This is a genomic window from Moritella sp. (assembly GCF_033791185.1).
In the GTDB taxonomy this organism is placed as follows: domain Bacteria; phylum Pseudomonadota; class Gammaproteobacteria; order Enterobacterales; family Moritellaceae; genus Moritella.
Genome location: NZ_JASJHF010000301.1, coordinates 1 through 13,856 on the forward strand (window position 1 = coordinate 1; position 13,856 = coordinate 13,856).

At 40.5% G+C, this 13,856-nt stretch carries 11 protein-coding genes, 1 tRNA gene and 1 pseudogene; 9 read left to right on the forward strand and 4 right to left on the reverse strand.

Translation table 11 applies throughout. The features are described from left to right. A pseudogene (locus QNK26_RS17230) lies at positions 1-240 on the forward strand (hypothetical protein); the annotation flags it as partial. A gap of 547 nt (positions 241-787) precedes the next feature. Here QNK26_RS17230 and QNK26_RS17235 read toward each other — a convergent pair. Beyond that, positions 788-875 (reverse strand) — tRNA-Ser (locus QNK26_RS17235). Positions 876-1,163: 288 nt separating this feature from the next. Between QNK26_RS17235 and traF the strand changes: the two genes are divergently transcribed. The 5 genes from traF to QNK26_RS17260 all read left to right on the forward strand — a co-directional run bounded on the left by traF (position 1,164) and on the right by QNK26_RS17260 (position 7,366). Further along, complete coding sequence (traF, locus tag QNK26_RS17240) at positions 1,164-2,255, forward strand: conjugal transfer protein TraF (RefSeq protein WP_319225236.1); 1,092 nt, start codon at positions 1,164-1,166, stop codon at positions 2,253-2,255. Positions 2,256-2,474: 219 nt separating this feature from the next. Continuing rightward, complete coding sequence (locus QNK26_RS17245) at positions 2,475-3,296, forward strand: crotonase/enoyl-CoA hydratase family protein (RefSeq protein ID WP_319225237.1); 822 nt, start codon at positions 2,475-2,477, stop codon at positions 3,294-3,296. 17 nt (positions 3,297-3,313) lie between these two features. Further along, complete coding sequence (locus QNK26_RS17250; protein ID WP_319225238.1) at positions 3,314-5,767, forward strand: bifunctional acetate--CoA ligase family protein/GNAT family N-acetyltransferase; 2,454 nt, start codon at positions 3,314-3,316, stop codon at positions 5,765-5,767. Further along, the gene (locus tag QNK26_RS17255) at positions 5,760-6,686 is read left to right on the forward strand and encodes a LysR family transcriptional regulator (RefSeq protein WP_319225239.1); all 927 of its coding nucleotides are present in this window, start codon (positions 5,760-5,762) and stop codon (positions 6,684-6,686) included. The genes QNK26_RS17250 and QNK26_RS17255 overlap by 8 nt, the downstream gene beginning before the upstream one ends. Positions 6,687-6,754: 68 nt before the next feature. After that, on the forward strand, positions 6,755-7,366 hold the full coding sequence (locus QNK26_RS17260; RefSeq protein WP_319225240.1) for a LysE family translocator: 612 nt from the start codon (positions 6,755-6,757) through the stop codon (positions 7,364-7,366). 146 nt (positions 7,367-7,512) lie between these two features. Here the strand turns inward: QNK26_RS17260 and QNK26_RS17265 are convergent, their stop codons facing one another. Then, positions 7,513-10,317, reverse strand: coding sequence for an insulinase family protein (locus QNK26_RS17265; protein ID WP_319225242.1), 2,805 nt, complete (start codon positions 10,315-10,317; stop codon positions 7,513-7,515). Positions 10,318-10,676: 359 nt separating this feature from the next. On the opposite strand from QNK26_RS17265, the gene sixA reads away from it, so the two are divergent. After that, a complete protein-coding gene (gene sixA / locus QNK26_RS17270; protein WP_319225244.1) occupies positions 10,677-11,144 on the forward strand; it encodes a phosphohistidine phosphatase SixA in 468 nt (155 codons plus the stop codon). Positions 11,145-11,303: 159 nt separating this feature from the next. After that, positions 11,304-11,501 carry a DUF1107 family protein gene (locus tag QNK26_RS17275; RefSeq protein ID WP_319225246.1) on the forward strand — a complete coding sequence of 66 codons (198 nt, stop codon included), beginning with the start codon at positions 11,304-11,306 and terminating at the stop codon, positions 11,499-11,501. A gap of 130 nt (positions 11,502-11,631) precedes the next feature. On the opposite strand, the gene QNK26_RS17280 is transcribed toward QNK26_RS17275, so the two are convergent. Both QNK26_RS17280 and smrB read right to left on the reverse strand, forming a co-directional pair. After that, on the reverse strand, positions 11,632-11,895 hold the full coding sequence (locus tag QNK26_RS17280) for a hypothetical protein (protein ID WP_319225247.1): 264 nt from the start codon (positions 11,893-11,895) through the stop codon (positions 11,632-11,634). A gap of 26 nt (positions 11,896-11,921) precedes the next feature. Further along, on the reverse strand, positions 11,922-12,551 hold the full coding sequence (gene smrB, locus QNK26_RS17285) for an endonuclease SmrB (protein ID WP_319225249.1): 630 nt from the start codon (positions 12,549-12,551) through the stop codon (positions 11,922-11,924). A 77-nt stretch (positions 12,552-12,628) separates the two neighbouring features. Between smrB and prmB the strand changes: the two genes are divergently transcribed. Next, positions 12,629-13,558 carry a 50S ribosomal protein L3 N(5)-glutamine methyltransferase gene (gene prmB / locus QNK26_RS17290; RefSeq protein ID WP_319225250.1) on the forward strand — a complete coding sequence of 310 codons (930 nt, stop codon included), beginning with the start codon at positions 12,629-12,631 and terminating at the stop codon, positions 13,556-13,558. Positions 13,559-13,856: the final 298 nt, after the last annotated feature.

Here is a 13,856-nt window from a genome sequence, read left to right on the forward strand (position 1 = left end):
GGTTTGATGGGGTTCTTTATCACGCTATCTGCGTTCATTGTGCTGTGGCGTGGTTCGATAATGCTTTACTCGTTTATTGAAAAATTATTCATGGTGTATTTATTCATGTCGAATTTTTTCAATCCAGAAACCGCACATTTAAATGTAGACTTCATTTCCTTTGCCATCACAGATGTGACAATTTGCCTTTATACGCTCGGTTATTGGTATGAACAATATAGTAATAAACAGAAACTGTAATTGATAATGAAATAGGTGGTGGAACAGGTGAGGTTCGTTATTTTAACTCTATTCACCTACCTACGATAATTTAAACATGATATATCTGTATCGCGAATCTTAACTCGGCTTAAATGTGGGGGAGTAGTAAGCAATGATTTTGGTATTACATGACAACATGTAGTATAAAGTTCGTTAATTACTATTTTTCACAAGGATGTTCATGTTCAACTCTACGTTTACGCGTCTTTTTCTCACAATCCATCTTTGTACGCACGCATTTTATCAGTAAAACAGAAGCACTTGTTTATGCTGAGCAGCGTTTGAAAATGGAGTTGGCTAGTCGCTTCAAGTTGAATCTAGTTGATTCGGCAGCAGACGCTGATATTGAATTTGATTTCTTTTTCACGTCTTTAGGGACTGACACAAGATGTAGATGTAGATTGCTTGTTATCGGATAAGGTTAGCAAGTAGCTCTGCTTGGATCAGCAATAAAACATAGATCATTGTTGATATAGATTAGCAGTGCTTTTTGAATGATTTTAAAGGTAGTACAACAAGAGGGGAATGGCGGTGACGGAGAGATTCGAACTCTCGAAAGGTTACCCTTTACACGCTTTCCAGGCGTGCTCCTTCAGCCACTCGGACACGTCACCTAATCAGATTATTATATGATATATAACGAGGGCTACTTTAGGTAATCCCTTCGAAAAGGTCAATCAAAAACTCGCGTTTAAGGTTTGATTGCTGCAATACTGAGCATCGTTATTGCTAGCGGTATTGTGATGTCCGTTACAAATTAACCTATAAGTAGTATGTTTAGCTGATTTTTTGGATGGCAGCACGAAATTGGCTAAAGTTGTTAGCGATAATGACGATATAAATCTTATAATTTGTGCGATGGAAGATGTCGCAATTCAAATATCATAAGGATTCATGAGCTGATGAAAATTCAACGCCGCCAAGCATTATTATTACCTCTATCTCTGGGATTTGCACTCACAAGTTGCTCGCTGCTGGCGACGGAATTTGATGCGCGTTCATATGCTATGGGTGGTGTTGGTGTCACGACGGCAGATTATGTCACCGCTTCGTTTCATAACCCGGCAATGGCGGCAAAGCATGACGTACGTGATGACTTTGGCTTACTAGCCCCAGTGCTCGGCTTACAAATTGATGATGAAAATGATTTATTTAATGATCTACCGTCTGATCCATTAGAACTTATTGGTGATAAAGCTTATTACGAAGCTGGCTTTGGCCTCGTTGCATCAGTACCTACACGTTATTACTCCACCAATCTATTTATCAAAGGCTATGCCGATTCATTAGCATTTGCAGATGTAGTTCCCGGCGATATCAATTCTAAAGTAAGCGTATACGCAATCTCTGTTTTAGAGTTAGGAATGACTTTTGCGCGTAAGTTTGATACTCGTTATGGTGGTATGCATTTTGGCTTTTCACCGAAATATAATGTTATTTCCACTTATAACTACTCCGAAGTCGTTAATGATTTTGATCCTGACAAGTACAAAGACGGTGCTAGCAGTGATGAAAAAGGTTTTAATCTTGATTTAGGCATGGAGATGGGATTGTTATATGGTTTAAGTGTCGGTGCGGCAGTTAAAAATTTGATACCACAAGAAGTTGATTTAAAACCAATGAATGGCTCTAGTGCTAGTTATACTCTACATCCTGTCGTAACGACTGGCATTAGTTGGAGCAGTAATTATGCGATGCTTGCGATGGATATTGATTTAAATGCCACACAGCGTTATGAAGATATGAATACATTATCTGGAGTGGGGGATAGTTTTGATAATACTCAAATGCTGAAAATTGGTGGTGAAATAGGTTCAGAGTCAGCGGTACAGTTTCGTGCCGGCTATATGTACGATTTACAAGGTAATAAAAGCCAAGTATTTACCGCAGGTGTAGGTTTATCACCGTTTAACATTTTCCAACTTGACCTTGCAGCAAGTTATGGCGGTTCAAATAAACTTGGTCTTGCAGCACAAACCATGGTGTGGTTTTAAATAAAAACTATAACAGACCCTGTATTTGAATCTAAGTATGGTATTTCCATATTATTCGGGTATTTACTCTAATAATCTCAAAGCTTGAGATATGTCATGAACAATAATTGCTCTTTACACTACTATCTTGTTATACGATTTATTATTGAATCTAATATCAATTGCATTAAATAAGAGGTCTATTTATTGCTGTTGGTATCACACAAGGAGTGTTAAGAGATGCCAAATAGTCAAGTTGCCGCAAAACAACCACGTATCACCGTGGAAATCACCGATGAAGTGGCGATAGTCACCCTTAATCGAGGCTCTAAATATAATGCCTTAGACATGGATATGTTTCATGCATTAGATAATACAGCGACAGAACTCGCCGATAATAAAGCCATCCGAGCAGTCATTGTTCGCGGTGATGGTAAGGTGTTCTGCGCTGGTCTTGATGTCAAAAGTATTATCAAAAACCCCCTCAACCCCGGTAAATTATTAAAACGCGAAGAAGGTGAACTGGCTAACTTAGCACAAAAGGTCGGTTATCTGTGGCGTCAAATCCCTGTCCCTGTCATTGCCGTGACACACGGTGTATGTTTTGGTGGCGGGCTGCAAATTGCACTCGGCGCAGATTTTCGTTATAGCACCGCAGATTGTGAATTCTCGGTAATGGAAATTAAATGGGGGTTAATCCCAGATATGAGTGGCATGGTGACCATGCGTGAACTTACCCGTATCGATATTGCCAAAGAACTCACGATGACGGGACGCAAGTTTAGCGGTATTGAAGCTGAAAAGTATGGCCTGGTTACGCATGTTTGTGACGATCCAATGGCGGCGGCAATGACATTTGTCGACAGCATAAAAACCCGTTCACCGGATGCAATTGTCGCGGCGAAATCATTACTTAATGAAACTTGGGTCGCATCAGAGCAAGCTGCATTAGTGCTAGAAACAGAAACCCAGAAAAAAATCATGGGTAAGTGGAATCAAATCGCAGCTGTAACTCGTAATTTTGTCAAAAAATCATTACCCTATAGAAAACGTAATATTTAACAGGCGGTCTTATAACTATGTCCCAATTGAATATAAAAGCATTATTAGAACCTTCATCAATTGCCGTTATTGGCGCTAAAAATAGCACCGAGAGTATTGGTTATTGGGTCGTTAAAAATTTAATCGCCAGTCAGTATGATGGTCCGATTATGCCAGTATCATTAAAAGCTAATAATGTCTGTGGGATTTTAGCTTATGAGAAACCAAGTGATTTACCGATAGCTCCCGATCTTGGGGCGATTTGTACACCGATTCGCTTTGTTCCCAAGATCGTTAAAGAGCTAGGTGAAGTTGGCTGTAAAGCGGTTATTTTATTTAGTGACGAACCTTATGAAGGTAATGCCGATATTTGGGAAAAAATTGGCTTGATTGCGGCAAAATATAATATCCGTGTATTAGGTCCGAGTAGCTTAGGGATATTAAATCCACGTCTTAAATTAAATGTCAGCTTGGCTCATGTTGCGCCGCCAGCGGGTGATGTCGCGGTTATTTCACAGTCTGCTGCGTTTGCTACATCGATGATTGATTGGGCTGAAACCCGTGGTGTCGGCTTCTCTTGTTTTATTTCAATTGGTACCCGTATTGACGTTAACTTTGCCGATTTAATTGATTACTTAAGTCGTGATCGCTTTACTAAGTCGATTGCACTGTATGTTGATAATATTCTCGATACTCGCCGCTTTATGTCCGCGGCTAGAGCGGCGGCATTTAAAAAACCAATTGTTGTGGTACGTTCAAGTTCAAATATTGGTGGAACAGCCGAGTTACTGCAAAAGCGACGTAATAAGATCTCTTATAACACCGCTTATACCGCCGCATTCCAACGTTCAGGCATGTTACGGGTTAATGATACCTTTGAGCTATTATCTGCCATCAAAACCACTGCGACGATCAAGCGAACGGTGCGAGGTGATAAAATGTTGATCATCTCTAATGGCAGTTCACCGGCATATATGGCGATTGATGTACTGTTAAAATCAGGCTGTAAGTTGGCTGAATTAAATTATGAAACCGAGCAGAAACTGTTAAAAGCATTACCGGGTAAAATCACCAGCATGAATCCGATTAATATTCTCGGCGGTGTTGATGCTGAGGCATACAGTAAAGTGATTGATATTGTATTGGAAGATGCAAAATACGATGCGCTGCTGATTATCCATGCCCCGCAGGTGACAGAAGCATGTCATGTCACGGCAGAAAAATTGATCCCACACCTGATTAAAAATAACAAGAAAGGCCCAATTATATTCACCTCATGGATGGGTGAAACCAGCGGTCGTATTGCCCGTCAAACCTTGATTAAAGCCGGTATTCCGTCATACGGTACGCCTGAAGTGGCGGTGAGTGCCTTCAATCATGTTGTGCAATTTAGACGTCACCAAAAGCAACTTATCCAAACACCTGAAACATTAGCTGATTTAAATCCAGATTCGATGACTGAAGCGAAAATGATGATCGATAAAGCGATGCGTAAAGGCGTAAAAGAAGTGAATGAAAAAGGCGTTAATTTACTGCTTAGTGCTTATGGTATTATCTCCGATACGACGTTATCGCGAGATGAGGTGAATAAGTTCCGTATTGAGGTGATTGATGATGCTGCGTTTGGGCCGATTATTTGCCTCGGCGAAGCGGGTGGTGACTGGGATATAGACCAAGATGCCGGCGTTGCTTTGCCCCCATTAAACATGGCGTTATCTCGTTATCTGGTGGTCGGTGCTATCAAACAAGGGATTATTCGTGAACGTAGTTTATCTGTGCGTTTAAATATGGACGGTTTGTGTGAAATATTAACCCGTATATCACAGATGATTATTGATTTTCCGATGATAAAATCTATTTTGCTGGAGCCATTAGAATTAGGACGCACAGCGTATAATATCAAGATCGACAACGTTAAAATTGGCTTACGTGGTCGACGCTCACAGCAGAAGTTAGCGATATTACCGTACCCGAAAGAATTAGAAAGTATCTACACCATGACCAATGGTACAGCGGTACTGTTAAGACCCATTCGCCATGAGGATGAACCACAGCACCAAGCATTTGACTCTTCATTAACTGCAGATGATCGTTATTTACGTTACTTCGGCGCACGCTCTAAATTTAGCCATTTTGAAATGGCGATGTTAACGCAAATTGATTATGAACGTGAAATGGCGTTTATTGCTAGCGCGAAAAACCCAATGGGGCAGCCTGAAACCTTAGGCGTGGTACGTGCCATCTTTGATTGGGATACGGGTGAAGCTGAATTTGCTATTTCGGTACGCTCAAATTTGAAAGGGCAAGGCTTAGGTAAAGCACTGATGTTGAAACTGATTGAGTTCTGCCGTCAATCAGGGTTAAAAAATATGGTTGGATTCACCATGCCGACTAATTCAGGCATGATTAATTTAGCTAAACATTGTGGCTTTAAAGTCACAATGGATTATCGTGAAGGCAACGCAGACTTAAAGTTAAAGTTAAATGATTAATTTACAACGTATAAATCTCAACTTATTACTTAGTTTGCAGTACTTGTTGCAAGAACAGCAAGTCACTGCAGCGGCGCAGCGTCAATTTATTACCCAGTCGGCAATGAGCAAAAACTTGGCTAAATTACGCGAGATATTTGCCGATCCTTTACTTATAAAAATTGATAATAAAAGTCAGCTCACTGAAAAAGCCAAGCAGTTAAAACCGGTATTAGCACAGATTTTAAATAACATTGATGGTTTGTTGGTGACGGGGGGGTTTGACCCTTTGCAATCGCAACGTGAATTTACTATTGCTTCGACCGATTATGTGACCGATTATATTCTGCCGGTCGCGGTGGCGTATTTGTACCAACATGCACCAAATATTAAGCTCAACCTGACCTATTGGGATAAATTTACCTTGGCTGCGATGGAGCGTGGTGAGATTGATTTAGGGGCAACGATCATCCGCCCTGAGCATAAACACCTTTCGTATTTACCACTAGAGCAAGACAGCTATGTGTGTATTATGCGTCAAGGGCATCCGTTAGAGCAGGTCCCGTTAACACTGTCTAACTACACCCAGTATCCACACGGCATTATTACCTCGGGTGCAGATAAATCCAGTGATATTGACGTGGCGCTGTCGGCACAAGGGCTATTTAGAGATGTGGCATTACGCATTCCATCTTACTCTTCGGCCTTTAGTATTATTGCTAAAACAGACCATTTATTAACCATTCCCAATTCGATAGCCGATAAACTCATCATTGGCGAGCAATTTACGCGAAAAAAATTACCGATTAAATTACCGATTTTACAGGCTGCAATCATCTGGCATCCGCGTTTTGACCATGATTTGGCGCATAAGTGGTTGCGTGATGAACTACATGCTCAATTAATCTGCAATATTCCAAATGGGACTACAGAGGAGTAAAAGAAGTCATTTTATTCATTTCAATATGCGTTCTATCATGACTGCAACGCAATGGAATGGTGAGCATCATGTACGAAATTATAGTGTCTTTATTAGTTATTAACTTCTTTGGTATGCTCAGCCCTGGGCCAGACATGATGCTAGTGTTAAAATACGGTAGCCTAAATGCGAAACGTGCTGCTTGGTATTGTGTTGGCGGCATCATTAGTGGTCTGGCTGTACACATGATGTTAGGTCTATTTGGTATCTCATTACTTATTTCCAGTAACCCAATGCTATTCAATGTAGTACGTTGGTTAGGTGCTGCTTACCTCATTTATATTGGTGTTAAATCGCTGCGAGCGGGTAAAAGTGAAATTGAAGTTGATGCGGGTACACTAAACTATCGCCCCACTAAAGCTTATTTAGACGGCTTATTGTGTAATCTATTAAATCCTAAAATTTTGATGTTCATGGTAGCAGCATTCAGTCAGGTGATTGCGCCTGAAACGCCAACATCAGATAAATTATTAATCAGCTTATCTATCTTCGTTGAAACCGCAGTACTGTGGTCTTGCTTCATTATACTGCTGAACCGTGGCGGCCTAAAACCTATGCTTAATCGTTATCAAGATAAGATCAACAAAGCAACGGGTGGTCTGTTAATTACCCTTGGTAGTTTTATCGGTTTAAGTAGTTAGGGCCGGTCTAAGTAGCTAAGATAGTTTCACGTTGTTTAGAGCAATAGATTAACAACAAAGGCGCTGTGGGTGAGTAACCAACAGCGCCTTTGTGTGTTAATGATGATTAATTTTAATGAAATCTAGACCTAGACCTAGACCTAGACCTAGAGCTTAAAGATATGACTTTGCTGCTGGAAGGTTTCTACATCATCAATATAGGTGCCTTCAAGTCTCTCTATCTTAACCTCTTCGTATTCATCTATATCCTCTTGTGGAGATGGCTGGCTGATTGTTGACATGATCAAACGGTCAGAAGTACGCGATTTAAGTTCTACCATAAAGCGGATCAGATCAACACGCTCTATTTTTTCCAACTCTTCGGCAATTTTACCTGACTTATCAAAGTCCATGTCTTTAATACCAATAGAGTGCCACAAGCGTTTACTTTTACTGTTTATGTTGGCATCTGGTTCACGTAGTTTAGAGATTAAGCCTTGTTTACTTGATTGCCATTGTTGCTCGGTAAATGAGATCATCCCGAACGGGAAGAAATCAATAAAGTCATTGATCGCATCCAGCAGTTTTGTTGGTGGCGTATGTGGTGACTGCACATAGAAGATTAAACCGGCATGACGATTAAGCGGGATGTTTCCTGTCCCTACCACGTAACCAAGCTGCTGCTGGGTGCGTAATTCATAGAAGAACTTAGATGACATCACATGATTAGCTAAGCTGTAATAAGCCAGTTCTTTGGGGGATATTTTTGGTGCTTGATAATAAACAATTAGCGCGGCATCGTTATGTGCAACAGCGACTTCATGCACCAAAGAACCAGTATCGCGAATATCCACTAATTTACGTATGGTTTCTTTACCTGGAGAGCTAAACGGGTGCAGTTTATCTTTGACATACTGGCCTATCTCTAATGCTTGTGATTGATGCCAATCACCATGCACTAATATCTCTACACTGATGTTCTGATAAACTTTCTCCAGGTATTCAGGTAATTGTTCCTGCTTAATACTCATTAGTGCTTTGGCTAAGCGCGCACTTGATGGATTATTCGGTTGCAGCAGTGAGGTTAACTCTGAAAATAAACGGTTGATCGGTTTCGCTTGTTTTTGGTTTTCCCACGAAATAAGCAGCTGATTACGAATGCTCGAGAAAGTGTCACTATCAACCATTTGTAAGTGACGATGACCGATGAGCAGTTTTAATAACTCGAATTGTTTTTGAGCAAAGCCAGCAAGGTGTAAAGTAAAGCCACCTTGATGGGCATAAATGTGGTAATTAATGCCGGCAATTTCGGCTTGATAAGTCAGGCTGTTTAGTTGCTCCATTAATAGCTCAACCGCTAATCGGGTCATGGCGATATTATGGATATTGGCAATGGCATATTCACTGTCTATAGAAATGAAGATATTGCCTTTGGGTAAATGAAATACTTGCTCTTGCATAAACCAAGTTTTAAAGCCGTCACTTTTATCAATCAAGCAGGGGGTCTTTGTCAGATTGGCTTTATCAAGCGCAAGGGCTTCTAAAGACGAACTCATGAACAGGTTTTTTATCGGCAGTGCCAAACTCTCATCAATCTCGACATTTGCCCAGCGTTGTTGTTGGCTCGCTGTAAATGCATCCACGCGATAAGGCGTGTCATACCAAGCCGCTTTTTTATTGGTTTCTAAGTTTGGCGCCGATACCATTAAACGCATATTACTGGCATTGAGCTGTTGTAAAAAGAAGCGACAGGCTTCGATATCAAATCCGGTCATCATGTAATCACCGTAAATTACATGCTCGGGCGGATAGATATGCAAGTTTTGTGATAAATGTGAAACGTTTTTAACCGCTGGTATTTTCTCTTGATAACGGAACGCTTGTTCTAAGAAGTTCTTTTTCTCGTCATAACGCCATGCTTGTAGACCTTGTTCGCTAATCAACTTGATGTATTGCAGGCAAAAATCGACAATTTCAGTGATATGTTTAAAGCCATCATTGGTTAAGCCCATAATGACATTGTAATCTTTAAAGTTAGCGCCACTTTGGCCACTGCCAGCTGATAGCGCGGTTACCCAGCCTTTACGTTTTAATAATGACAGTAAACTGCCTTCGGTTTCATCACCAATTAACTGACTGATATAGCTCAGAGGTTTGATTTGGTAATAAGGCTGGGTATCACCTAGCGGGAAACAGATATATAGCTTCTTGTGACCGCTGAGTGATTCCACCCAAATTTGTTGCTGTAATTGGGCTTCTGTATACAGCGGTGTCGCTAAAGGCACGGCATTGATACCACGATTAGGAATAGCCGTGAACATCTCTTTAAGCATCTGCTCTTGCTTATCTAATGACACTTCAGACTGGATCACTAACTTCATTAATGAGGCGCAGTAATGTTGTTCATAAAAACGCAGGAGTTCTTCACGCAGAGTATAGTTTTCAGTGTCGGCTAATGTCGTGAGGTTACCTACCGAGAACTTACTAAAAGGGTGCGTCGGGTTAACGGTTTCTTTATGGGCTTGATAGAAACGGCGTACATCATCTTTTAATTTTAGTTTGTACTCAGAATCAACAGCGTGACGTTCGCGATCTAACAAGTCTGCATTAAAGCTGGGCGCGATAAAGAATTGTGCGAAACGATCAAGAGCGTTATGGAAATAGCTGTTGTTAATGTCAAAGTAATAGTTGGTATATTCAGTACCGGTCCAAGCATTATTACTGCCGCCATGCATGGAAATGAACGATTGGTACTCTCCCGGTTTCGGGTATTTATCGGTGCCGAGAAACAGCATGTGTTCAAGCAAGTGTGCAAGCCCTTCATGTTGCTTAGGATCATCAAAATGCCCCACGGCGACAGACATAGATGCAGCTGATTTTTTACACTGCTTATCTTGAATGAGTAATACGGCTAAACCGTTAGGGAGCTTGATGTGACGGTATTGTTTGTGATCATTAGGGCTAGTTATCAAGGCATGTGCTCCATGTGCTGACTGCATCGGATGAATAATTAAACTTAGATCGGCGTCAAAGAATGGCTAATCTAAAATGCAGTAATGAATGCTGAGGTTTAATCTTATTCGTAAGAAACAAATCGCCCGATGACGATACTGTTTACTCATAAATATTGTTTACCAATAATATAAATTAGTATGGCGTTAAAATGGCAGTAAGTAATTATTTTTGATGATTTTGTTTAAAACAATGTTGAAAAACATAAGCTAAACGTGGTTTTTAATATTTTTGTCATCAAGTCGCGTTATCATGCAATCGTTTTTTAGGGGTATGTTAATATCTAATCAGGATCCAATAGATATTATAGCGTGGTGGTATGAAGATTTATATTATGCGACACGGTCAAGCAGGCTTGTATGCAAACAGTGATGCTGAACGTGAATTAACAGGTACTGGGCGCCAGCAGTCAGTTGATATGGCGAGTTGGTTAAGTGCTATAGAGCCAACTATTGATTGCGTATTACACAGCCCTTATATACGCGCGGCACAAACCTGGCAAGTTATCGGGAACTTTTTTACTGCTAACAATGTCGAAGTATGTGAAGACATTACTCCTTATGGAGAAGCTGAATTTATTGCCGATTATGTTAAGGCGCTTGTCGCACAACATGATTACCAAACTGTGTTACTGGTTTCACATTTACCTGTGGTGAGTTATTTAACCGCCACGTTAACGGCCGGTAAGCATATGCCTGCGTTCGCAACATCTGCGATCGCCTGTTTAGAATTAGATGAAAATATTTTTAATTTGAAGTGGTTAGAAACACCTGCAAGTATAAAGTAATACACTGGTTTTTTAATAAGGTTTATGATTAGTGCTTACACTTTATACAACGGGTAATACAGAGTTAAATGTCTTTGCATTACCCCATTGTTAGTATATTATGCCGCCTCTGTTTGGGTACTTGGATGGTACCTATATAAGCGTATAAAGGAGTGCTAAATGCGTAGTTTTAAACAGTTTAACTCATTACGAATTGCAAAATATGTAAAGAGTTTTTTTCATGGAACCCTCTATGTCACAGGTTTGGGATTATTAGAGTTCCAGCAAGGTTTGTTAGTTATGCCGAGTAATGCAGGTAACAATGTTAAAATGCGTATCTCGGAAGTAAATCGTGAAATTAAACGGTTTGCTATTTAGCAAAACTCGCTTTAAAGGTTAGTGTTATGCACTAACCTTTTTTTGTGCCTGTTTTTTGGTATTATATTTAGTATGCCAACCAAAATTGAGCACTAATTATAACGTTTACAGTTAATCCAAAACCTGCGTGTTAATCAAGAAACATGGCGGCATTGAATCCTGCGGTAACGCATAAGCTTAGCAGCATCATAATGATGACATTGTAACGCTTTAAAAAGCTAAGCCTTGGGTATTTGGCGTTAAACGCCGCAGCTTTATCAGCCTTTACCTTTATCTTTGCTGATTTTATGACGTGTAGTCTATCTTCTTCCTGCATTGCTGCTTCAATCTCTGCCAGACGTTCGTTATTTTCTTTCTCGAGCTCTGCAAACCACTGGTCTTGTTTATCGGTCATTATTAATTCGCTACCTTAAAAATAAACTACCTTAAAAAGTCTTCTTTATTCGTCAACTCAACGAGAATTGAGATAGCTGCGCTGCCACCCCATGTTTTTGTTGCCTGATGAAATGCTTCGATATCGGGATGCTGCGCTAACCACATTGGTAATTGGCGTTTAAGAATGTTCTTGCCATGACCATGCATCACATTACAACAACGGATATGCTGTTTACGACATTCTGCAATGAGTGCCGATATTTCTACTTTGGCTGTTTCCTGGGTTAAACCATGTAAGTCCAACAGTAATTCAGGTTCGTAATCACCACGGCGTAACTTTTTCAACTCATAAGGTGAAACTCCTTCACGTATATAACGTGTCGGCCCTTCGTCAGCAATATGCGGCTCAAATTGATCGGAGAAAAAATGTTCACGTTGCGCTGATTCTTGTCGGATTGAATCATTTGCTTGAGTTTTCGGTTTATTTGCCCTGATTTTTGTTTTGCGTATGGTATCCTGTGCCAAAGGTTTTATACCTTTCATGCTATCAGAGAAAAGAGCTTGTTCATCCGGTTTCAATGCGGCTTGCGATACTTTCACTTGCGCAGCTTGTGCCTGTTCCTTTGCTACATCTATTTGTTGCAGCATCTTTTTTTTCATTTGTTTATTAAACATAATGTTAGTTACCCAGATTCAACTGCTAAGCTCAGTTGATTAAACATTTTGTTACTTTACCAAAATTGGAGTCAATTGTGGACAGGATTTTTATTGACGAAGCAGTCAAAGAGTTAACTACAATACAAGATATTATCCGTTGGGCGGTTAGCCGTTTTAACGATGCGGGTATTTTTTATGGTCACGGTACTGATAACGCGTGGGATGAAGCTGTACAGTTGATCCTACCGACACTACATTTGCCATTAGATATTGACCCTCAAATTCGTCATGCAAAACTGCTTACTTCTGAACGCCAAAAACTGGTTGAACTCATTGTTCGCCGCGTTAATGAACGTATTCCAGCTGCATACCTGACTAACAAAGCTTGGTTTGCTGGTTTAGAGTTCTTTGTTGATGAACGTGTTTTAGTGCCACGCTCACCATTTGCAGAACTGATCATGAATGGTTTTCAACCATGGTTAACGCACGAACCGATGCGTATCCTTGATATGTGTACGGGCAGTGCTTGTATTGCCATTGCCATGTCACATGCATTCCCAGATTCAGAAATTGATGCAGTTGATATTGAACACGGTGCGATTGAAGTCGCCGAGATCAATATTCAAGATCACGGTGTTGAGCAGCAAGTAACACCAATTCAATCTGATTTGTTCTCTAATCTAACAGGCTTACGTTACGACATGATCGTATCTAACCCGCCTTATGTTGATCAAGAAGACATTGATAACCTTCCTGAAGAGTTCAAACATGAACCTGAGATTGGTTTACAGTCTGGCTTTGACGGCCTTGAGCTAACGCTGAAAATGCTAGCACAAGCACCGGATATGCTAAACGATGGTGGTTTACTGTTCGTTGAGATCGGTAACAGCATGGTACACATGCAAGAGAAATTCCCAGAAGTACCATTTACATGGTTAGAAATGCAAAATGGCGGTCACGGTATCTTCGTGATCAGCAAAGAGCAGATCGAAGCTTCAATGGCAGAATTTGCACCGTTTAAATAATTCGGTAACGGATCATTATAGGCTGTTACAGGCCACGATAAACCTGTGTTCATCTTGGATGGCCACAGGTTTTTTTTATTGTTTTTTTTCTCTGTTTGCTATTGTCGCTAAGCCGCGGGTCTTGTATTCTCGAAGGTATTGGTAAGTATTTTATAAAGGAAACGCTGTTATGGCAGGGAATAGTATTGGGCAATTATTTAAGATCTCTAATAATCAAACCAATACCGTGATGGGGATGACCATGGCGGAACAGTTGGCCAAGTTTGATATTATGGTGACCGATTCTGCCGAAATACTG